23 protein-coding genes are annotated in these 22,475 nt (G+C 39.5%); 2 read left to right on the forward strand and 21 right to left on the reverse strand.

The genetic code is table 11. The features are described from left to right. Positions 1-171: 171 nt before the first annotated feature. From DEAC_RS24725 to DEAC_RS19085, 5 genes are all read right to left on the reverse strand, one after another. Positions 172-537 carry a GNAT family N-acetyltransferase gene (locus DEAC_RS24725; RefSeq protein WP_345788183.1) on the reverse strand — a complete coding sequence of 122 codons (366 nt, stop codon included), beginning with the start codon at positions 535-537 and terminating at the stop codon, positions 172-174. A 359-nt stretch (positions 538-896) separates the two neighbouring features. Beyond that, positions 897-1,226 carry a nucleotide pyrophosphohydrolase gene (locus DEAC_RS19070; protein WP_047811684.1) on the reverse strand — a complete coding sequence of 110 codons (330 nt, stop codon included), beginning with the start codon at positions 1,224-1,226 and terminating at the stop codon, positions 897-899. A 191-nt stretch (positions 1,227-1,417) separates the two neighbouring features. Then, complete coding sequence (locus tag DEAC_RS19075) at positions 1,418-2,212, reverse strand: nitroreductase family protein (RefSeq protein ID WP_047811685.1); 795 nt, start codon at positions 2,210-2,212, stop codon at positions 1,418-1,420. 35 nt (positions 2,213-2,247) lie between these two features. Then, a complete protein-coding gene (locus DEAC_RS19080) occupies positions 2,248-2,868 on the reverse strand; it encodes a dienelactone hydrolase family protein (RefSeq protein WP_047811686.1) in 621 nt (206 codons plus the stop codon). Positions 2,869-3,009: 141 nt separating this feature from the next. Then, complete coding sequence (locus tag DEAC_RS19085) at positions 3,010-3,369, reverse strand: VOC family protein (protein WP_047811687.1); 360 nt, start codon at positions 3,367-3,369, stop codon at positions 3,010-3,012. A gap of 298 nt (positions 3,370-3,667) precedes the next feature. Here DEAC_RS19085 and DEAC_RS19090 point away from each other — a divergent pair, with 298 nt between their 5' ends. Further along, positions 3,668-4,210, forward strand: a complete 543-nt coding sequence (locus tag DEAC_RS19090) for a hypothetical protein (RefSeq protein WP_047811688.1) — start codon at positions 3,668-3,670, stop codon at positions 4,208-4,210. 106 nt (positions 4,211-4,316) lie between these two features. Here the strand turns inward: DEAC_RS19090 and DEAC_RS19095 are convergent, their stop codons facing one another. From DEAC_RS19095 to DEAC_RS19115, 5 genes are all read right to left on the reverse strand, one after another. Further along, positions 4,317-5,219, reverse strand: coding sequence for a PhzF family isomerase (locus tag DEAC_RS19095; protein WP_047811689.1), 903 nt, complete (start codon positions 5,217-5,219; stop codon positions 4,317-4,319). Between the two features lie 60 nt (positions 5,220-5,279). Then, positions 5,280-5,984 carry a hypothetical protein gene (locus DEAC_RS22400; protein ID WP_053006518.1) on the reverse strand — a complete coding sequence of 235 codons (705 nt, stop codon included), beginning with the start codon at positions 5,982-5,984 and terminating at the stop codon, positions 5,280-5,282. Between the two features lie 241 nt (positions 5,985-6,225). Continuing rightward, on the reverse strand, positions 6,226-6,990 hold the full coding sequence (locus DEAC_RS19105) for an alpha/beta fold hydrolase (protein ID WP_047811690.1): 765 nt from the start codon (positions 6,988-6,990) through the stop codon (positions 6,226-6,228). 256 nt (positions 6,991-7,246) lie between these two features. After that, a complete protein-coding gene (locus DEAC_RS19110; RefSeq protein ID WP_282434466.1) occupies positions 7,247-9,526 on the reverse strand; it encodes a heavy metal translocating P-type ATPase in 2,280 nt (759 codons plus the stop codon). Positions 9,527-9,637: 111 nt separating this feature from the next. Next, positions 9,638-10,045, reverse strand: coding sequence for an ArsR/SmtB family transcription factor (locus DEAC_RS19115; protein WP_242847219.1), 408 nt, complete (start codon positions 10,043-10,045; stop codon positions 9,638-9,640). A 571-nt stretch (positions 10,046-10,616) separates the two neighbouring features. Between DEAC_RS19115 and DEAC_RS19120 the strand changes: the two genes are divergently transcribed. After that, on the forward strand, positions 10,617-11,081 hold the full coding sequence (locus tag DEAC_RS19120) for a C40 family peptidase (protein ID WP_053006519.1): 465 nt from the start codon (positions 10,617-10,619) through the stop codon (positions 11,079-11,081). A gap of 197 nt (positions 11,082-11,278) precedes the next feature. Here DEAC_RS19120 and DEAC_RS19125 read toward each other — a convergent pair whose 3' ends face one another. The 11 genes from DEAC_RS19125 to DEAC_RS19175 form a co-directional block, all read right to left on the reverse strand. Then, positions 11,279-11,956 (reverse strand): biosynthetic peptidoglycan transglycosylase, encoded by a 678-nt coding sequence (locus DEAC_RS19125; RefSeq protein ID WP_047811756.1) that lies wholly within the window; start codon positions 11,954-11,956, stop codon positions 11,279-11,281. A gap of 194 nt (positions 11,957-12,150) precedes the next feature. Next, positions 12,151-13,557 carry a HAMP domain-containing sensor histidine kinase gene (locus DEAC_RS19130; RefSeq protein ID WP_047811691.1) on the reverse strand — a complete coding sequence of 469 codons (1,407 nt, stop codon included), beginning with the start codon at positions 13,555-13,557 and terminating at the stop codon, positions 12,151-12,153. Next, positions 13,548-14,207 carry a response regulator transcription factor gene (locus DEAC_RS19135; RefSeq protein ID WP_047811692.1) on the reverse strand — a complete coding sequence of 220 codons (660 nt, stop codon included), beginning with the start codon at positions 14,205-14,207 and terminating at the stop codon, positions 13,548-13,550. Before DEAC_RS19135 ends, DEAC_RS19130 begins: the two co-directional genes overlap by 10 nt. Before the next feature lie 66 nt (positions 14,208-14,273). Further along, the gene (locus DEAC_RS19140; RefSeq protein ID WP_047811693.1) at positions 14,274-15,026 is read right to left on the reverse strand and encodes a lantibiotic immunity ABC transporter MutG family permease subunit; all 753 of its coding nucleotides are present in this window, start codon (positions 15,024-15,026) and stop codon (positions 14,274-14,276) included. Beyond that, positions 15,027-15,755 carry a lantibiotic immunity ABC transporter MutE/EpiE family permease subunit gene (locus DEAC_RS19145; RefSeq protein WP_047811694.1) on the reverse strand — a complete coding sequence of 243 codons (729 nt, stop codon included), beginning with the start codon at positions 15,753-15,755 and terminating at the stop codon, positions 15,027-15,029. 5 nt (positions 15,756-15,760) lie between these two features. Further along, positions 15,761-16,465: a lantibiotic protection ABC transporter ATP-binding protein gene (locus DEAC_RS19150; protein WP_047811695.1), complete on the reverse strand. Its 705-nt coding sequence runs from the start codon at positions 16,463-16,465 to the stop codon at positions 15,761-15,763. Between the two features lie 311 nt (positions 16,466-16,776). Further along, positions 16,777-18,021, reverse strand: coding sequence for an MFS transporter (locus DEAC_RS19155; RefSeq protein WP_047811696.1), 1,245 nt, complete (start codon positions 18,019-18,021; stop codon positions 16,777-16,779). A 51-nt stretch (positions 18,022-18,072) separates the two neighbouring features. Further along, entirely contained in the window at positions 18,073-18,519 is a 447-nt protein-coding gene (locus DEAC_RS19160; RefSeq protein ID WP_047811697.1) for a MarR family winged helix-turn-helix transcriptional regulator, read from the reverse strand. Between the two features lie 267 nt (positions 18,520-18,786). Then, a complete protein-coding gene (locus tag DEAC_RS19165; RefSeq protein WP_427846284.1) occupies positions 18,787-20,001 on the reverse strand; it encodes an FAD-dependent oxidoreductase in 1,215 nt (404 codons plus the stop codon). 214 nt (positions 20,002-20,215) lie between these two features. Beyond that, on the reverse strand, positions 20,216-20,536 hold the full coding sequence (locus DEAC_RS19170) for a thioredoxin family protein (RefSeq protein ID WP_047811699.1): 321 nt from the start codon (positions 20,534-20,536) through the stop codon (positions 20,216-20,218). A gap of 41 nt (positions 20,537-20,577) precedes the next feature. Continuing rightward, on the reverse strand, positions 20,578-22,467 hold the full coding sequence (locus tag DEAC_RS19175) for an aryl-sulfate sulfotransferase (protein WP_047811757.1): 1,890 nt from the start codon (positions 22,465-22,467) through the stop codon (positions 20,578-20,580). Positions 22,468-22,475 lie beyond the last annotated feature (8 nt).

Raw genomic sequence — 22,475 nt, forward strand, 5'->3', positions numbered from 1 at the left:
ATAAATCCTTACATCCAGGTTAGTGGATTCTTTCAGCCGTTTTGGTGCTCAACTATGATAACATTAATTGGCTCATTATGTCTAGTGGTATATTTATCCATATCGATGTGTGATTAACAATTTATTGTACGATCAGGACAGTAGACTAGCAAAACCTTGTTAGAAGAACAATTACCTGGACTTAAATTCATCAATTAATATTGAATAATACAATCTATCTACATATTGACTATCCATATAAAAAAAGTCTCGTAATGTTCCCTCATAAATAAACCCACATTTTTCAATAACTTTACGAGAAGGAATATTTGTAGACTTATGACATATTTGTACCTTATGTAAATTCATTTTGCTAAACCCAAATTGAATAACGGCTTTTGTAGCTTCAGTAGCAAGCCCCTTTCTCTGAAAGTTTCTCCCAATACGGTATTCAATTTCTGCAAGATGATTATTGTTATCTACCAAAAAATATGCAATCTGCCCTATACATTCATCGGTTTCCTTTAATAGTATAGCCCATTCTGTAATAATTATCATTTTTCATAGAAACTGATATATATTTTATCCAACAATTCATTTTTACATCCTGCTTGGTTGTGTAAACTGGTTCGGAGTACATTGACTGAATTTCAGGATCACTGACCCAATAGTTTAACATGTCTTCGCTGTCTGAATATTTAAATTTCCTCAAAATTAATCTATCTGTTTCAATCTGCCTAGTACCAACATGTGCTAACATAAAATTAAATCCTTCTCTCTATGTAAATAACCTCTTGCTTCCAAAAAAATCTAATATATATTATTTAGCGGATTCAATGACACAATTACGTTGAGTTTTAGGCGCAAGCGCGTGCAGGAGTAGCGGACGCGATTTGGTATCTCGATCTTCATAGTAACTAGAGCTCATTATATTTTTTATTAGATCCATAGGCTTTCTCAATAGGATACTTTTCTTCGTTCTTCTTTATTTTATCGATAATAGCTTGTTCAGGATTAATGTTTAATTCATTTGACAACAGTAAAGCATATATCAATACATCTGCTAATTCTTCTTGAATTCTTTCGAAATTAACTGTTACGCTCTCATCACTAGTTTTCCATTGAAAATTTTCGAGTAGTTCACTGGCCTCTATGCTTAATGATATCGCTAGATCCTTTGGATTATGGAACTGCCTCCAATTTCGAGAATCTCTAAACTCAACAATCTTTTGAATTAATTCATCCATTATCCTCACCACGCATCTGCAATATAATCATTGAGGACTTGGCGCTATACAACCTACCAATTCCTCTATCTTTGAATTAGAAGCTATGGTCACTTCAGAAGACTACACACTCAAGAATCCGTATTTGACCACCAGTTACCCTTTATAATTAGGTGTTGTTTCCTATTGTACTTAGGTACTTAGCAAGTCTACTAAATTAAATCACCTCTCCAGCTCTTTAAAGCTTCTCGTACTGAACGAGCCATCTCAGTTGAAAACTGTGCACCAGTTTTCCTAGCGTACATCCATTGTCCGAAGTTCTTTGCTCCAAAAGGATTCCCCGGAGAAAAAGCACTTTCCCGAATAGCTAACATTTCAGCTAGTTCTTCTGGAGTTAATTGATGATATTGCTCTGCGAAAGCAATGAATTTGCGCTCAAAACGTGGCCTAGGGGCCAATCGAGCTCCTTCGGGATAATACCCGAAACAGAGCATACCAACTGGAAATACCCATTCAGGTAAGTTCAATAACTCGCGATGTTTCTCATAGTTTTCCATTATATCCCCAATATAGCAAGAACCAATCCCCCGGCTCTCGGCGGCAATAACTGCATTTTGCGCTGCAATAAGAGCATCTGAACATGCTAATAATAAGTCTGCTTCATCAGGGCCGCGGAATTCCAGGCCATGATCTGTACAAAACATTTTAACATTGGAACTCTGGTAATAGTCAAACCAGCGTTGGTAATCCGCAACAAAAACAATTATCAAGGGAGCCTTGGCTATGAAAGGCTGATGATCACAAGTCTCGCTTAAAATCTGCTTTTTATTGGCATCGGTAATCAATATCATGGAATAAAGCATCATATTCCCGGCTGTAGGTGCTCTCATAGCTCCCTCTATAATCCAATCCACATCTTCTTGCTTAAGGGGTTGATCAGCAAACTTCCTAAGAGAAATTCGCTTTCTTAGTAATTCCGTTATTGTTTGGTTATTATCTTGCGTCAACCTCAAACCCACCTTTTCTCATACATTATTTCTCCTCAGGTAGCCGCGCCTGTATCTCTTCGAGCTGTCATAAATTCATTTACTAATGTCTGTGCTGCTTTTTGCGATTGCTTATTAAAGTTCTTCGAAAAAAGATCACTAAAACCATGCTTGCCGTTCAAGACATAGACATTGACAGACTTCTTTTCTCTTAAAACACTTATCAATTCCGAAACATTAAAAGACTTTTCCTCTTTTGCGAAAATAAGCAGTGTTGGGCATCTAGGCGTTATATTTAGATAATCCCTGATTCGAGAACCATAGTAGCAAATTACCCCGTCGACAGAATTTTCGTTCTCACTGCAAAACCATGCTGCTGTTGCCCCAACGCTGAATCCTAAAAGGAATATCTTTTTGTATTCTGTTCTTGCTTTCGTAAGTATTCTTCCAACTTCATGAACCATCTGAGAAAAGCCAACTTTATTAACGAAGTATTTGTAAGCTTCTTCTTCTCTATCGTAATCGAAATAAACCTCAGGCTTTATAAAATTCGGACATATAACATCGTATCCAGCTTCTGAATAATGTTCGCAAACCCATTTAATATACGGATTAATTCCATATATTTCATGTAAAACGATTATGACAGATTCTTTACCTCTAATATAATCCTGCATGCACAATTCTCCAACCTATTTAACATTTATGGGCCATTTCAAATCCTGTTCGCACCTTAAGTTAAGCAATAGTAGATGGTTATATATCTGAAGAAACAGTCATAATTGGATTAGCGATGACTACTAATCTTTTTCATATATTTATAGCGGACAAGTGATTTCAATGTCATTGCCCTCGCTATCTGTAAATTCTAAAACTTCATTCTTGCCAATAATAGTTAAGGGAAAAATAATTGGACAATTAAGTTCTTCTAACCGCTTTTGAATCAGGTTGATGTCATTAACTTCAAAACTTGGTAAACAGTTGTTCCCCCACGTTTTCTTTTCATTCATCTTCTGGTTCGCAAATGACCCGTATCTAAAACCACCTATATTAAAAACGCTGTATATTTCATTTCTCTCTGTAACCTTTTGCCCTAATAATTTTTCGTAAAAGTCAATTGCTCTTTCCATATCTTTCACACAGAAATATAAAGAAGAAATTCGAAATGCCAAATTCACAATTTTATTTCACCTCGTAATGATTTACAAATTTAGTTTTCTATTTTAGTTCAACATCAAACTTATGATCGTTGTGCAGAACATAGTCATGAGTTGTTCACCAACTACGCCTTTTGGGGATTATCATCGATTTCAATCCAGTTAAGAATGATTATGAAAAGAGCTGTCATTAACTATGATTCAATACTGTCGAGGAATTGCTTACATATTTTACATTATTTAATATCGATAAAATGATAGTGATGTAAGCAAAATATACTTTGTTGACTGTTATTGAGTAAAAGGGGGATTACTCGAAGTGCTGAATATTTTAACAATCTTATTTATAAAAATAAAAGAATTTAAGAAATTACAAGACTCAATTTCAATTGGATTATTGAGCGGTTTAATTGGAACTATGTTCATGGATATTTCAAATTTCCTAATATTTAAAGCAGGCAAATCTGAGACCTTATATGGTTACATAGCAGCCGCTTTATTTGTTCCTCCCTACAGAACAAAACAAAAGAAGAATTTTGTTTTGGGTGAATTGGCCCATTTTGGAATTGGATCAATTTGGGGAATTCCGTTATTTTATATTCTTAAGAAAACTGGTAAAGATCATTATTTAATTAAAGGCATTCTCATATCAATGCTTTCCCTTGGCAGTCTTATAGGTGGTATAAAAAGTGGTATCCTAAAAAAATTTAGATTAACAAAAACGTATTACTCGGCATTATGGAACCATTTAGTTTATGGATTAGTATCCGCCCAAGCTATGGTTTGGCTAGCAGACCCAATAGTTTTTGAAGCTTTCAACAGAAAACTTAAAGAAGCTGGTAGAGACGAAATCACCCATTAATTAAGAGGATCTTTATTTTGAAGATTACTTACTAAGTCAAATACATTATCTGTCTTATTTTGCCCCAAAAAACGCTCATATAGGTAGGTAAGAAATTTTTTAAGACTTAGATTCTCATTTCGGTCTTAAACACAATTACAGCCTTTCCTCCAACTTTAACTTGTTTCGGTTTTCCGTTATTCAATTTCACAGTCACTTCAACAACGCCACTCCGACCTATTGCTTCTCCTTGTTCTGCTTTGAAGGAAAAGACAGAATCATTATGTTTTACTAAACCATGTTCCACTAAATATGCACCAAGGGGACCATTGGCATTTCCTATCACTGGGTCTTCATTAATACCTATGGCTGGTGCAAACATTCTTCCATGTGTTAAAATTTCTTTTTCGCTTGAATCCATTGTAAAAACAAAATAGCCATTGCAATTGATTACTTTACTAATGTCGGCTAATGCCAGCATGTTTGGTGCTAAGGAATTCAATTTATCTTTAGTTTGAATTCCGATAATAACTTTGGAATGTCCAGTAGATACAATTTGAATTGGACATCTCTTATCTAATTCTTCTTCATTAATTTCCAAAGCCTTAAGTATATGTTCTCTTTCTCGCCTACCGAGAGGCGGATAAAATTCGACATTTCCTTGAGTCATTACAACAGAGTAGTCATTCCCAACTCTATTTATTTCAACTGGTAAAATTCCGATTTTAATTTTATGTATCACGGTCGTAGAATCCAGGTTATATTCTAGAGCCCTAATGTAATGGGCTGCGATAGTGGCATGTCCACAAACCGGAACTTCAACTTTTGGAGTAAAATATCTAAGCCTCACATCATGATCATCACTGTCAGGCGACAAGATAAATGCTGTTTCTGAATTATTCAGTTCTCTGGCAATTTGCAACATTTCTTTTTCTGAAAGATCATCTGCGTTTAAGACAACTCCAGCAGGATTACCTTTGAATTTTTCCGTAGTAAATGAGTCAACCTGATAAATCTTTAGCGTTTTCACCCGTTTTCCCCTCCACCTATTTAACTTAGTCTCAGTGCATGGGATCTCCATAAAATTTGTTCATTTTGCTTTATGAATGACAGCAATGCCACAGCTTAATATGAACAGGAAGAATAATACTTCCATAATCACCAATGTGCGGGATCCTATCGTCAGCGGTAGAATATCCCCAAAAGACCCAACAGAAATATTAGTAGCACTAAAATAAATAAAGGAAAAATATTGATAAAAAATATTACTACCTAAATATTTAGAACTAAAGGATCCGGGGTTAATACGATACACATAAAAATACATAGATGAAAATAGCAATATAGCCGTAATAGCTCCAACAATTATCGTACTAAGTGTAAGCCAAAATTGCGGCATAACTAAAAAGAGGTTTCCAATAATATATAGGGAAATGCTTGCTGTTGCAATCAAAGTATAAATATTTACTAAAAATACAGCTTTTTGTGATGCGATTTTTTCATTAGCGCAACTGCTTTTATTCGTACAATTTACTTCTGAACGTTCAAACACCTCATGCTCTGCCATCCCCTTATCTAAAGTGCACGATGAATCTAAAATAGTCACACTGAATCCTAAAATACTTGCCCCCGCAATACCTATAATAGCTGGGGTTAAGAAACATCCATTGGGCCATAATAGTCTTGACCAATCTATCACAGCTGTTGTGGTTATTGTTTTTTTAGGGTATCCGTGGCTAAAATACATAGTATTTGGTTTAGCATAATAGCAATTCAAATGTGAGGATTTCGTCATAATTTATCCTTCCAAAATGTTTGTTTATGCTCTATTATATTAAAGTACTTGTCAATATTTTCCATTTATTTTACTTAATTTTTAGCTTCCCAAACTCCAACTCTCCCGGCCAGACGACTTCCATTTACAGACTCCGTAATATGTTCCCCACATTCCAAGCATTACTTTGTCCATTTCTAGCAAGCAAATAGTTCATTATCTTAACTTATCACCTTTATTGATTACTGTCTCTTCTAATTCTCTATATTTTATCGTTAATCCACATTCTGATTAAGTCGTTGAATTTATCAGATGCAGTCCATGGATACGTATGGTCAGCCCCATTTATTATTATACCTCTTGATCTAGGAAGGGCCTCCACAATATCGGCTGCAGATTGCTTCATAGCTTTTGGTTCTTTTTCCCCAGCTAATATTAGAGTCGGGACGTTGGCATGTTTTAGTTCGAAAATAGGAATCTTTCCGAATTGATATAGTTGGTCGTATAACCTGTATAGCGAATCTGCAGTTAATCTTCTAAAATCGGCCATACAATTATCGATTGAGACTTTATCAAGAAACTTAAACTGCTTTACTATAAACGATTGCATCGCTTTATTTCTCAACATAGCTGCCGAGAGTTTATAGATAAATGGCGTATGGACAAGACTTAATAGATACATTGGTCTAGATAATGCACTGGCTACGACAGCATGATCCACTAAATCCGGTCGTCTGGCGAGGAGTTCGATTACTACTTTGCCTCCAAGAGAATGACCAACTACATGAGCTTTACGATGATTCGTTGTGTTTTCGATGAGTTCCGCTATGCGATCAGCACAATCTCTTAAATTAAACGGCCCTTCATTTATGCTTTTCCCGTGTTCTGGTAAATCAGGTACAAGACAATGGTAATCGCTAAAATGCTCAACCTGCTTATGCCAAATCCATCCGCTTATTCCGCCGCCATGAATAAATACAATCGAAGGCATGCTTCTATTTCCGGTCTCTTCAAAATACATCGTCATCCCAATACCCTTCTGAGATAGTTAATACTATTTTATACCCCGCTTGCAATACAGATATCCCATTTTGGAAAGATTATTCCAATGAGCTGAGAAATACTTGTAGTCGTTTGGGAGACTTTGCAACAAATGTTTTCATTGATCCTGCCAAAATTCCGTAACCACAAAAAACAAAACAAAAAGGCCGTAATCGAACAGAGTTATTCTGTACGTTTACGGCCTTAAAATCGACGCGATACGTTTGTCTCCTGTCAAAAAACTATGACATATCGTTTAACGGATTGCCTCGCAAAGAAGTAGAATATCCACCACCCTCCGCCATTTGACCGGGAATTGAATATCTAATAATACGTGTTGCATTGAGAATAGCAAGTACGGCAACTCCCACATCGGCAAAAACAGCCTCCCACATATTAACTGCACCAAACATCCCAAGTATTATAAATACTAACTTAATAATTAAGGCGAAAGCAATGTTTTGCCAAATAATCTTCTTGGTATATTGTGCTATATCAATGGCATCAATAAGTTTACCAGGTTGGTCTTCCATCAAAACCACATCGGCTGCTTCAATCGCTGCATCAGATCCCAGACCGCCCATGGCAACGCCGATGTCGGCGCGTGTTAAAACGGGAGCATCGTTAATCCCATCACCGACAAAAACAACTTTACCTTTACCGGACTGTTTCAAATAGCTTTCTAGCCAGGCTACTTTATGCTCAGGAAGCAAATCGGAATGATGCTCGCTAATTTGCAAATCATCTGCAATCGCCTGTGCCGCTTTTTCCTGATCACCTGTTAACATGACAGTCTTTATCCCGGCAGTATTTAGGCGGGCAATCGTTTCGCGCGACCCAACTTTAACCCGGTCAGCTATCAAAATATAACCTGCGTATGCTCCATCGATAGCGAGATGGACCAAGGTTCCCGCTTCTTTATTTTCAATTGAAGGAACTTCAATTCCCGCTTGCTTAATAAGTTCTTCCTTTCCCGCTAAGACATATTGACCTTTGATCGTTGCTTGAATCCCCTGGCCGCTGATTTCTTGATATTGATCGAGCTCATCGGCCTTAAGAATCTTCCCGAATTTTTCGCGAATAGACTTCGCTATGGGATGATTCGAATGAATTTCCGCTTTAGCCGCCAATTCGAGCAAGGTATTTTCCGTGAAACCTTGAACCGGGGCAATTTTCACTACCTGGAAGACTCCTTCCGTTAAAGTTCCTGTTTTGTCAAACAAAACAGTCCTTACATTGGTTAAAGCTTCGAGATAATTTGCTCCTTTAACTAAAATTCCCTGCCTGGAGGCCCCCCCAATTCCTCCGAAATAACCCAGAGGGACAGAAATGACGAGAGCACAAGGACACGAGATTACTAAAATCGTCATGGCCCGATATAGCCATTCACTGAAAACTCCACCCATGAAGAGCGGCGGAATTAAAGCTATCCCTAAAGCGACGGCCACAACACCGGGGGTATAATACCTAGCGAACGTCGTAATAAATTTCTCTGTATTTGCTTTACGTGAACTAGCGTTCTCTACCAAATCTAATATCTTTTGCACGGAGGAATCGGCGAATTCGTGCATAACTTTAACCGTCAAGACACCGGAGTTGTTGATCATACCGGCCAGAACCGTATCCCCGACGTTCACCTTACGCGGAACAGACTCCCCTGTTAATGCTGAAGTATCCACAAATGAGCTTCCGTGTAAAATCTCACCATCGAGCGGAACTTTCTCTCCTGGGCGGACTAGAATCTGCTGACCGACTAAGACATCTTCAGGATCGACTTTGGTGACGTCAAGTTGATTAAGCAAATTAGCATAGTCGGGACGAATATTAACCAAAGCCTTAATGGAACGGCGGGAACGGTCAGCCGCTCGGTTCTCTATAAGTTCACCGACAGAATAAAAAAGCATAACACCGACAGCTTCCGAAAGTTGGTGAATGGCTATTGCCCCAACTGTGGCCAGGGCCATCAAGAAATTCTCATCAAAGATCGCACCCCGGATAATATTTCTTACAGCCTTCTCCAATACTTCGAAACCGACAAGTAAATAGGCACTCAAGTATATTGCATATTCCAGAACTTCCAAATTACTGTTATGCCAATGGGAACCAAACACCAATCCAATCACCAAAAGAACTGCCGCAACTAGGATTGTAAGCAGCTGCTTGCGATCTAAATGGTCCTCGTTATCATTTTTAGTATCTTCAAGAGCCCTTTTTTCTTTGATTGCTGCCAATTTGACACCTGGTTCAATCCCCCGCATTATTTCTTGGGCTTGATCAATGAGCATCGGAGGAAGGAAAACTGTCTTTGCAGCGTAATTAATGGTTGTTTCCCCAAAACCGGGCGTAGAACTCAATATTCGTTCCATCTTGGCGGCACAGTTTGGGCAAAACTCACCTTCAATTCGATATTTAAATCGCTCCTGATTGTTATGACTCTGGGTATATTTATGATCAGTATTAAGATTATTCTCGTGGTCATGATTATGCCCTTGGCCGCATTTTGGCGCTATTTTCTCTGTCATCACTTTTTTCCCCCTCTCGTCGTCATAACTCCTATGTCTATTCATACCAACATATGTTTAATTGTTCATATGTATTGTAACAAATATGCTCATTACATACAATAAGATTTTTTACCTATTTGTATGCTCGTTAATATGTTCAAGCCCTTGATTATACAAACTTAAAACGTGTTCATCGTCCAAAGCATAATAAACCATTTTTCCCTCACGCCGATATTTTACCAGCTTATTGCCGCGCAGAACACGTAATTGGTGAGAAGTTGCAGATTGACTTAGGTTTAATAGTTCTGCCAAATCGCACACGCATAATTCAGCTTTGGCAAGAGCATCGATTATTCTCACTCGCGTCGGATCAGCCAAAGTTTTAAATAATTCGGCTAAATCATCAGCTTTTTCATAAAGGATAAGTTTATTATCAAAATTATTAATCACCTCTGGGTGTACGCATACAGTTTCACAGATGGGACTATCGTTTTCTCGTACAATAGTGTTAGAATCAAAATCTTTATCTGAATTCAAACGTTTTCACTCCTCAAGCAATGCCTTTTATTTAATTATAGCAAATTTATACTTCTTCATTAAGAGAGCATGTTTGGATATTCCGGATAAACAATTTTTCTATCGGATATTTTTGTAAAAATATATTAAGCCAATCAACGAATTTATCGTCTTATAAATATAAAATCAACCTTCGCAATTTGTCCATTAGGTAAAACGGGTTTCCTGGAAGGAAGTTGGTCAATCATGATTAATGCAAGTGAGAGTCCATAGATGACCGTAAGCGGCACCCCATAATATGTTGGGTTGGCTATTAACCATCTCAACTATTTTTCAACTAACTTCTAAAATGAACATCGGTAGGCTTCTGTGGCCACAGTTGCCGATCTGCTTTTAAGAATATCAATTGTTTAGAGTAACAATTTAGGATGAAAATTAACGATAAGGAATATTCCAATATCCATCCCGAAACAACTCCGTTAATTGTAAATATATAGAGTTAAAACCAACAACCCACTAATGATATCAGAGTTGTTACTATGGTATCCTTTATCATGTTCTCGCAAGAACAAATTCATTCTTGGAGGTTAACATGGTGAAGAAATTTACAACATTAATTATAGCAGTCTTAATCGGAGTTTTATCTTATGTTCCAGTAGCAAGTGCTTCTACTAATTCAACTCGTTCCGCAGAAGTCCAGAAGGTTATCGCGAAATCTGAAAGTTATATTGGTACCAAATACGTTTTTGGTGGGACAAGCTATCAAGGTATTGATTGTTCCGGCCTAACAATGGATGCTTTCAAGGCAGTAGGCATCAATCTTCCGCGAACAAGTACCTATCAGTATAAAGTTGGAACTTTTACCCCAGCCAGCCGTCTTATACCAGGTGATTTAGTATTCTTTAGTTTTAATTCACGCCATACTGTAACTCATGTTGGAATTTATCTCGGTAACGGAAAATTCATTAATGCCACTAGTCACAAAGGCGTTACAATAAGCAGCTTTAACTCATACTGGTGGAAAGCATATGTTGGTGCCAAAAGAGTAATAAAGTAAACCATGAAAAAGACTAAAAGCCGCCCTTGCAGTGGGGCGGCTTTTAATGTGATTATTGTCAACTTCATTCAATCAAAATTGCAGCGAGAGGCAAAATTTATGAGCTTTTTCTCCCAATGTTATTAATAATTCACATTCTGTGAGAACCTTCGAAAGGTTTCATAAGTGTTTGCACATGAGCCAATCTACCGCCGAGTTTACTTTAACTCTATAGGTTCATCGAAAATATGCTTCGCCTGAGATTCAGTAATAACACCATAATCAACCATACATTGAATAACCTGATTTTGTCGCTCACGAGCAAGCCCCATATTGATAAATGGGTCATATACGCTTGGTGCATTGGGCAGTCCAGCAAGCATAGTAAGTTCTCCATCGTTTAATTGTGAAGGAGCTTTAGCAAAGTAAGTCTCTGCCGCTTGATACAGTCCATTAGCCCCATGTCCAAAGTAAATGACATTGGCATACAGTTCAAACGTTTCTTGCTTACTCAGCGTGTCATAGATACCAATAGCGTAAACACTTTCCCGTAATTTCCATTTCAATGATTTTTTGATATCACTCAAGAGAGTATTATGAATTAACTGCTGCGTGATTGTGGACCCACCTTGTAGAGGCTGTTTGGCACTTAAATCCACCAATATTGCACGTAGAATTCCTCTGAAATCGATACCCTGATTTGTAAAGAAGCTCCGATCTTCAGTTGAGATCACAGCGTTCCTATACATTTCCGGTATTTCATTGTAAGTTAGATAACGGGTATGATGAACTTTTACTTGACTAACTACAATACTTCGCACCTGGTCAGATATTCGGTAATCATAGGTAAAGTAAAACTTTAAACCAAACCAGCCAATACATAAAACCACGAACATGAAAATAAAAAGTCTAAACAAACCTTTAATGAATCGTTTCACGAATTCCTCCGCTAAGCTTTATTTGAAAGTGGGGCCCATTAAGGAAACTTTACTCTCCAACTTCAGTAATAGCTTCCTTATGAGAGACAACTTAAAAACGATTTCAAATATTATCTGTTATTATACGAAGATTAATCCGGTAAAAAATGTAATTACTTCAATTTACCCTCTCCCGATTCAATTGGAATTCGAATGGTTACCATACCCCCACCAGTCTCTGAAGAGTTTTCTGCCAATAGTCTTCCCTTATGCTGCACAGCAATGGAATTGGCAATAAATAACCCCATTCCATAATGGGCTTTTGACGAACGGCTTTTATCGCCCATATAAAACTGCTGTGTGGCATTTTTAAGGGCATCCTCCGAAAAACCATTACCAGAATCAACGACGCAGAATTGAACAGTATCGCCTGCAAAGCCAACATCGAAAACGATTGTCCCACCTTGCGGCGAAAAATCTACAGCATTGGCAGCAATATTCAAAATTGCCCGTTGCAGCAAATCGGAATCTGCGTGCAAGCTTTGCGGAAGATTTCTGGTTTTAAAATCAAGAGACAACCTCTTGACCGCCATTAGTGCAGAAATCTGCTTATGGATTTTCGTAATAAAAGTACCTGTGTCAAGAATTTCTTTATGTAGAGAAAATCCCATTTCAGCCTTGGAAATTTCGATCAGCGTTCTGACGTATTGTTCCATCTGACGAGCACTGTCTATAATGTAGCCAGTGTAACTCTTCTGCTCTTCTGTCTGGTTTGTTTCAGACAGCAAATCTACATTTCCGCGAATAATGGTGATCGGCGTCTTAATATCATGCGCAAGTGCCGAGATTTGTTCCCGTCGGGTCTGCTCCTGATCCCACTGCTTTTGCAAAGACTCTTTTAGAGCTTCTTTCATTTTGTCTATGGAATACAGCACATTGTCGATTTCATAGATTCCGCTCGATTCAACAGAAAAATTCAGATCATGATTCTGAATTTTTTCCGTTGCCTTTTCCAAACTGTGCAGTTTTTTCGTCAGTTTTCTTCCGAAGGAGGATGCTAGCAAAAAAACTTCCAATAGGAATCCGAGACCCAATACAAGTTCAAAAAGGATTTCCGGGGAGGGCAAAAACTGACGCAAAACCGGCGAGCTGAACTGCGCAAGCAGCGTATACCGGACAATGCAAATCTCATTTCGGCGGGGAATAGGTAAATAGTAATATATAAAATCTCGGTCCCGTCCTTGCTTCTGCGTCAAATCCCATGCCATTGCAGCATCTTTTTTATTAAAATTTCCCGAAACGAACCTGCCTTGCCGTGTAAAAACTCCATAGCTGCATGTTTCCGGTATCATATCCGGTGTGACAGTATTGCTGCTTGCAATCTTTTCTTTCATGACGGATAGCTGCACTTCCCCGTAGTTGGCCGGCAAAATAACGCTATTTGTCAGAAGTAGGTCGAAGATTGCGAAGAGCGAAACGACAAACAGAATTGTTCCAAGGCAAAAAACAGCTAGATACCCTGTGAAAAGTCGGCGCAGTTTTTGAGGTTGACGCCGATGTTCGTTATTTCTCAGCGCCATCGGTAACCAATCCCCCAAATGGTCTCAATCGGCGATACCTTCTCGGAGGAGAATTTGGCGCGGATATTCTTGATATGTTCCACGACAGCACTGCTTTCACCGACAGCATCGAAGCCGAAAACAGTCTCATAGATCTTTTCTTTGGAAAAAACCTGTCCTCGGTTGCAGGCGAGAAATTCACAAATATCATATTCACCCTTCGTTAACGGAACAGATTGATCATCAACCATCACTGTTTTACCAGACAGATCAAAAGAAATGGCGTCCAGGCAAAGCATATTATGCTTGGGTCGGCTTTCCCGCCGCAGATGGGCGCTAATGCGCGCCCGGAGTTCCCCGGCACCGAAAGGCTTCAGCAGGTAATCATCGGCACCCTCACTAAGCCCCGTCATAACATCACCTTCCATCGACTTTGCTGTAAGAAACAGAATAGGGCAATCCACCCTTTCCCGTATCCGCCGGCAAAGCACAAATCCATCAACACCCGGCATCATCACATCAAGAAGGATTAAATTGAATCGTCCCAACTGCAAATCAAATATCTTTTTAGGCTCATTGACAGTAACGACAGTATGTCCATCTTTGCACAGAATGTTCCTAAGCAGAACAAGAACCCCTTGATCATCGTCAACCGTCAATATATTAGCCATAAAACCATCCCCATTCTTCTAAAGTATAGCGATTCTCTTGTTTGTAAGCAACAGAGACAAAAGCAGCTATTCCTCTGCTCTCTTCCCTTCCCAGCTCAAAAACCAGATAATAGAGAAAACAAATATCAATAGGGTTTCAAGGACACATAGCACAATACCTGTCCGTAAGCCGCAGGCCGTCGGCATAGATCCGCCAAAATTGGTTATACCGAAAACCTTTAAAAAATGAAGGACCCAAGCACAGGGAATGAACATCCATTTTCCGTCACCAAGGCCCGTAATCAGCAGAGCAGACAACAGACTTTCCACAATACCGATACTAATGGAAACTCCTTTATTGAAGCGGAAGCTTAAAAATAGATGCAGGAAATACAGAAAAATATTACTGCTAAACAAAATTGCAGCTCCGGATAAATAAAATTCCGGTCCAATCGGTACGTGATGCAGGATAACGGCAAATCCTGCTTCAAAACCAAGAGCGGCGAGCAACACAGCGCCAGACCCGAGCAACAGGAGCAAGGCAGACAAGCTCAGAAAGGGCCGCAGCTTGGATGGATTCGTTAACAGTTGCTGATAATTACCTGCTTCCGTCTCCTGATCGCCAATCATAGAGCAGACAATAGCGATAAGCGTCGGAAATGAGAGAGCGATTGCCCCCAGACAGTCGAGCGCATTCAACCCGGGAGACTGCTTGGAGAAGGCGAAGATTAGAAGCAAAATAGAGATTCCGACAATTGGAATAAGAAAATGAATCCATAATACAGGCCTTCTTTTGATTTTGATAAAATCAGCCTGCAGGCAGTGAATAAACTCTATCATTTATTTTGCCTCCAGTCTGCGGTATGGTAAGGCGGTAAGCACGGACAAAACTATGAATAAAACCAAAGTAATGAGAACGCCTGACACTATTACGCTGAATGAAAGCAGCGGATCGTTTGCCGGAACCGTTAATCCGTTTGGCAGTACATGAATAACAGGGCACATCAGCCGTGTCGGAATTGCAAAAGGTATCCACCAATATATACTTTTGGCCGCAAATATAACGCCTAAAATATTTCCCACAAGGTTTATAAAGATAGCAGCAAAAGAGCCCAATCTATCCGCGATAAGCATACAAAAGGGTATTTGCCATAAGAAGGTAACAAACAGCAGAAGACTTGCTGTGCCACTTTGAGCCAGAGTGAAAAAGCTTCCAAATATATGCCCGCCAATTGTTACGCCAATGAAGAAAACCACACATGATATACCATAGAGCAGGATGCAGGCCCCAACCTTTCCCAACCAGATTCTCCTTGGCTCAATAGCAAGACTCATAATTCCACGGTAATTCAGCTTCTTTTTATCCTTTTGCACGATACCGGCACAGATGAGGGAAAGCATACCGGGCAGCAGCATCGTGTACCACCAATTAAAACTGCCGGACTGAAAAAATGTCCCTGCTCCCAATAGAGCACAAAGCAGCATTGTGACAATAGGCGCTAAGAAGGCAGCCCTTTTAGTGAACGTGCGTTTTAGTTTTTGATATTCACTGGAAATAAGCCTGAACACTTGCCTCACCCCACTTTCCGATTCATCGCGACGACTTGCATAAACAATTCTTCGAGATTCTGTCCGGGATTAACAACGTCCTGATAGCCTAAAACGCCGTTGGCAATGATGCCGATGTGGTCAACGATCTGCTCAACTTCGGACAAAATGTGGCTGGAGAGAATCACGGTAATACCCTGTCGGGGAAATGACTTGATCAGTTCCCTCAATTCATGAATACCTATGGGATCAAGACCGTTGGTCGGCTCGTCCAGGATCAATAATTTCGGATGATTCAAAAGGGCAAGAGCAATACCAAGGCGCTGCTTCATACCCATGGAGAATTGTCCCGCGCGTTTTTTCCCCGTGTCCTTTAGATCAACAATGGCGAGCACTTCGCTGATACGGGATTCAGGAAGGCCCAATAACGTCGTCCTGACTTTCAGGTTTTCATAAGCCGTCAGATTTTCATACAGGGGCGGAGATTCGATCAAGCAGCCAATATCGTTAAGATCTTTTCTCCGCCACCGATGCCCTTCAAAAAGTATCTGACCGGATGTCGGGCGGAGCATACCTGTGATCATTTTCAGCGTTGTTGACTTACCAGCACCATTTGGCCCAAGCAGGCCGTAGATTGAGTTTTCTGCGATAGACAGCGAAATATTGGTTACCACGTTCTGCCCTTTAAATGTTTTGCAAAGATCTTTGGTCTGTAAAATGGTGTTTCCCATTTTCATCATCCCTTCATTTGTTTGTTAACATTATAAAAGGCAATTATAAGGATTTTATAAGGAATTGTTTTATCCTCATAGAAACTGAATTAATATACGTTGACATTGCAATTTCGCAATTGAATAAAACGATGGGTTGTTTCTTCAATCGCGAACAAAATCCCTCCCACCATTACGGCAAGAGGGATTTAAGTTATCCGGTTTTTAAGACTTCCACTTAAGTGAGGGTGGGTCCTCCTTCGCCGCTATCCACAAATAAGCCTTGATCTCTAAAGCGTTCACATGATCTAATTGAGCCCTTTACTCTAAAGTTAAGGATTAGTCTTCGCTTTATCATAGTTGCCAAAAACCCATTGATAAAGCCCGGCATTAATCAATTGCAAGCCCGCAGTTAAGATCAAAGGTAATGCCAAAAGACCTGTTTCAAACATGTATCCTGATATGGCAGGACCAACAGCTGATGGCAGCCGCATAGACAAGGCATTGATACTTGTAGCCAGACCTCTTCGCTTATCACGGGTCAGACTGGCACTTAAGGCTGATCTGCTGCCTTGTGTACCACGATTAATAGCGTTTCTAATCACATAGATAAATGAAGCTAAACTAAAATTCGGCATAAAGGGCAGTGCCACCATTAACATAGACCCAATTACTCTCATCCAGGTGACAGACTTTACCATGCCGTACTTGTCCGCCATAAATCCATTGATTACTGAAAATATTCCTGTCAACAGAAATGACAGCGAAAGAGTTACACCAATTGCTTCTGTACCAACATGATATCTTAGACTGAACCAATACGCCATCATTGGTCCGGTTAACCCGACCGCAATACCATTGATTGTGTTTACCAGGGCAAATTTAAGCATGGCCATATTTTCCTGACGACGTATATTAGTTTCACTGGTTGGGATGACTTTTTCATTTTTAATTTCCGTTTTTACCGGACTATCGGAATCATCTTTTATTTCTTCAGTATTCAGTAAAACAACGGTACATATTAGAGAGAACACCGCCACCAGGATAAAAATCGGCCGGTAGGCCAACAGCGGACTGCTTACGTGCATCAAGCCAGGCAAACCGCCGATGGCTGCCCCCAGAGCCATCCCTATAAAACCGATCGCATTATTCAGGCTAAATACTTTTCCGCGCTGGGACTGTTTTACACAGCGAGCCAGCCAAGCCTGTTCGGCTGGACTGAAAGGACCTGCGGCACCACTTTGACCCCGACCAAACCCTACAACTACTATGGCTAAAACAAGTACAATCGCTTTAGTAGTAAAACAAGAGGCAACGGCTGCTACCATGGTCATTAACTCAAATATCAGCAAAAACGGTTTTCTTCCTAACTTATCACTGATAATACCAACTAACAAGATCAGGATTGCTCCGAACAAGCCGGCAGCTGATGTTACCCCGCCGATCATAGTACCACTCCAATGAAGTGCTGCTAAATAAAGGGTAATATCTACAACCATCGCTCCTTGCCCAATACTGCGTAATCCCCTAATAAGCATTAATCTCTTTGCTACACTGTGAATTTCAGTACCAAACATATATAAACTCCTCTTACTTTATATTTCCTTACCGCAATGATATCGAAAAAGTCAACTATCATCTCTCAAAGATTTAACGTACTTTTGTACATTTTCCTCGATTTTCTGCAGTAAGTTAGTTATCTCTTCTCTTTCTGGATCCTCAAAATTCTTAATCATTATTTCTGTTATGTCATGTAAACCGCTTTTAATTGAGGGCATCAATTTCTCCCCTTTTTCTGTTAAACAGGATCTAATGATTTGTTTATCGTCTTCATCTCTATCGGTATGAATATAGCCCAGCGCCTCAAGCTTTTTTATAGCTCTGTGGGTATTGGCACGGTCTATTTTAACTCGTTCACTTAAATCCTTTTGATTAATACCAGGGTTTAAAGCGATATTTATTAGAATAGTATGCTGCCCACAACCAATACCATATTGTTCAAACTGTTTATTAATGAGAATGCTTTGATAACGGTATATTGACGCGATATATCTACCTATTGAATGTTTTTCCATGATATAATTCCTTTCTAAATTAATTGCTATCGCAACTAATTATAGCGAATGTTAGTTGCGATAGCAATTAACATTCGCTATAATTTTCTCATTTACAACAATATGTTCATTCCAAGCCCGTTAAACCTGTATAAAAATAGTTACTATTGTTTCACAAAGAAATGACAATGAAAAACACCCTCCTTGCCAATTCTGTTGACAGGAGAGTGCTTGATTTTAAAGTCTTCAGTCTTCAGTCTTTACTCGTTACTCTTTAGTCTTTAGTCTTTAGCATAACTGGGATTTTAGGTCTTCTTTTGCTGCTGAACAATCCAAACGCATAACTACCTGGCCTTTATCTAATACCATAACTGAGGGCGCCTTTTCGATAGCGTATTTATGTGCTAGATTTTTCTTGGTGGTCATATCAACTTTTACGATCTTATACCGTTCCATAAGTTCTTTGTTTACATTTTCCAATAGAGTCGAAAATTCCAAGCTCTCGTTATCTAAAGCATTGAAGAAGAGTAGAAGAACTTGCTTATCACTTTCCAAGACGTTCGAATTAAAAGCTTTCATTTCTTCGATATAGCGCTCAGCGGCAACAGCTGCAGCGGCTCCATCCCCGGCAGCTGAAACCACTTGTCTCAGATATTTAACCCGATTGTCTCCAACCGCATAAACCCCTTCAAGGTTTGTTTCCATTAATTCATTAACCGGGATATACCCTCTTCTGTCCATCTCAATGCCGCTTTCCTTAAGAAAGTGGGTCGAAGGTACCATACCCACAAAGAAAAAGACACCCTGACAAGAAAGTTCAGTTGAACCACCGGTTTTTAAGTTCTTAATCTTAACCCCTTCAACATTATCTTGACCCAAAACTTCTTCTAGCGTGGAATTCCAGATAAATTCCATTTTTCCATTTTGAAATGCTCTTTCTGCACTCACTTTATTGCAGTCAAGAATACCTTCGTCATGGAGCACGATCACGGTAACCTTGCGAGCGAATTTAGTAATGTACATGCCTTCTTCAATAGCCTGATCCCCACTGCCGACAACAACAACACCTTCACCTTCGAAGAACTCGGCATCACACGTGGCGCAGTATGCGACTCCGCTGCCGCGGAGGCGTTTTTCACCAGGGATATCTAAAAGTCTCGGTTCACTGCCGCAGGCGATGATAATTGCCTTGGCCGAAAATACTTTGCCCTTTTTCGTGGTGATGATCTTATCTTCCTGTGAGAAATCCGTTCTTACGACTTGATCACGCAGAAGTTCTACGCCAAAGGATTCGACGTGCTTTTTAAAGTCCTTCATGAGATCTTCTCCGCTGACTTGTCCATATCCGGGATAGTTAACAATTTCCCGCGTGGTATTTACCAACCCGCCAACGGTACCTTTATTGATAACCAGGGTTTTAAGTTTGGCTCTTCCGCCATAAATTGCCGCTGTTAGCCCTGCAGGTCCTCCACCGATTATAATTAAATCATAGGAGTTTTCCACGTCTTCCAATCCTTCTCTCTTATTTGCTATGTTTATCCAGTTTTTAGGGTCCCCACTTCTGTAAGTGATGGTGAGTCCTTCGTTAACTTCAGATGGGATAGATTCCTCCTTCGCCGCTAAGTATTCCTATTGGGAACGGCGGCTCGGCAATAATGTCCACTGGACATTATTGTATCTGAAGCCCTTATGTTCAGCTTTAGCGTAAGCGAGTTCACTAAAGAAACTCTTCAATCTTCTCTTCTATTTCCTCATCATCCACATTCCCCGTGAGTTTACCTTGGTATTCCCCATCTTTAAAAAATAGAATCTGAGGAACTCCTTTGAGTGACAGAGATTGATATAATGGCTTATCCTCCTCAACATCAACATGGTAAAATCCAAACTTACCTTCATATTGGGGCTGTAACTCTTCAACTTTGGGAACGACTTCCTTACATACATGACAGGTTTTTCTAGAGAAAACGACTAGACAAGCTTCACCTGCATCATAAATCTTTTCTTCGAAACTATTAGCATTTAATTTTGGTAATGACATCGTTATCCTCCTCGACAAATAAGAGCAAATACACAGATATGTTATGCTTGGATTGTAACACCTGTTTCATAAACTTTTTCGTCAGCAATTAGTTTTACTTGATACTTGCCAGATAATCCTGTTTTGTTAATAAATGTATCAACATTCCGAGGATCTGCTTTCTGAAATGTTCCTACACACATGGCTTTGAAGTCTTGAGCCACCGTATTAATCGGGTATCTTAAGGTGTCTCCGCTTTCATGCACTAAAAGAATCTGAGCTATATCGCCACTTTCATAGATCCCATTGAAATTAAAACGATCTTCTTCTTCAATAATCTTTGCTTCATAATGGTCCGGAACAAATTCTCCCGTTTCACTGGCTTTTATTTTCATCCGCGTGGTTTGCGTCTTAATTAGTTGTCCGAGTTTCTGGCCTGCGCCGAGCTCTGCGATTTCATTCGCATAATAAAGAGGAAGTTTCTCGGCTCGATAGCAGTTAGCCGGAACCTGTAATTCATAAACCAACTCATCATTTAAAAGCTCACACGTAATAGAATTGAAGGTATAAACATTGTCCTTGAATTCGGGAAGTCTAGCTTTTCTAACCGCTAGAATTCCTTCACTTGTTACACCGTTCTCATAGCCGATACCCCCGGAGTGAACCATATAATGACCTTCATTATAATATTCAACATTACAGATATAAGGAGAGAAAAAGTCGGCACCGCGTTCTTTTCCATATTGCCAAATTTGCTCAATCGTCATTTTATCTGTGTCAATCCGGTAGCGTACTCCACGAGAAAAGTTATCCTTATTTGCACGGTAGTTTTCTTTATTCTTAGCCCGGAAATGCCCATTATCAAAAACCATGATGTCACCATCCGGCAAGACAACACAGGCATGCTGCTCATACTGCCAATCGAAATCTCCATCACCCACAGGAGTGAAGAAATAGTTTTCCACCATGTCCTGAGGCCAACCTTCTGGATCTCCAATAATCCAATTCAAGTTGCCTGTCTCATAGTCAAGATTAATAATGGCATCCTGGTGCCGCCCAGAAAGAGTCAGGGTATTAGTCTTTTTGTCATACCAGACTGCATTGTTATGGAACCAATCATGCTCATCTTGACTGCCTGAACCAGCCACATCTTGAGGTAATATTGTTTTGAAGTCCCATGTTTTGAGGATTTCACCGGTTTTATGATCAAGAAGCACACAAGTATCTTCTACCGTTCCAGAATAGAAATCAAAGGTGAGCACTAAAATATTGCCATCCTCCATCACAAACTGGTCATGATGATATCCGCTGGGCAATACATATTCTTTGAAAATTTTACCGCTGAAAGCCATTTCATATAAACCACTCGTAAAATAAGGCATTTTTACCAGGCGCTCAGTGCCAGCCAAAAGATGCCCGTTCGGCATACGCTTTAAATCAAAGTTAAAGTTCGTATTAGAATACCAACGTATATCACCGGCGTAATCATAACCGGCAGGCTTTGAACGCATAGCTGTCGTAAGGAGCATAATGTTATTGCCCATATATTCCGGCGTTGTTTTAATAGATGTAGCAACTGCAACATCAGAGGGTAATGGATCAGTTTTAATTTGAATCGTATTTCTTTCGGAATTAGAAAGAATAATATCAATAGTATTTTCATAGTCCGCATAAAGGCCATATACAGGAAGAATGTGTTTTGTTGTACAAGGGAATGTATGGCGAATATCCCCTGGATGTTTCTTTCCTTTCACAACAATGGTCGTTTCACAAGCCACCGGTGTATTAAATAGAAGCATAACAGTTAAGGGAGCAATTTCATAAGGGTTTAGAACGATCAAGGGATTGTCCAGTGTATAATTACCCGTTTCAAACTTATCAAGAAAGGCCTTTTCAAGTTCATTTTGTCTTGTAATAATGTGGGGTATCCGTTCGTATTTAACCATATTTATTCTCCTCA

The sequence above is a fragment of the Desulfosporosinus acididurans genome, assembly GCF_001029285.1.
GTDB lineage: Bacteria > Bacillota > Desulfitobacteriia > Desulfitobacteriales > Desulfitobacteriaceae > Desulfosporosinus > Desulfosporosinus acididurans.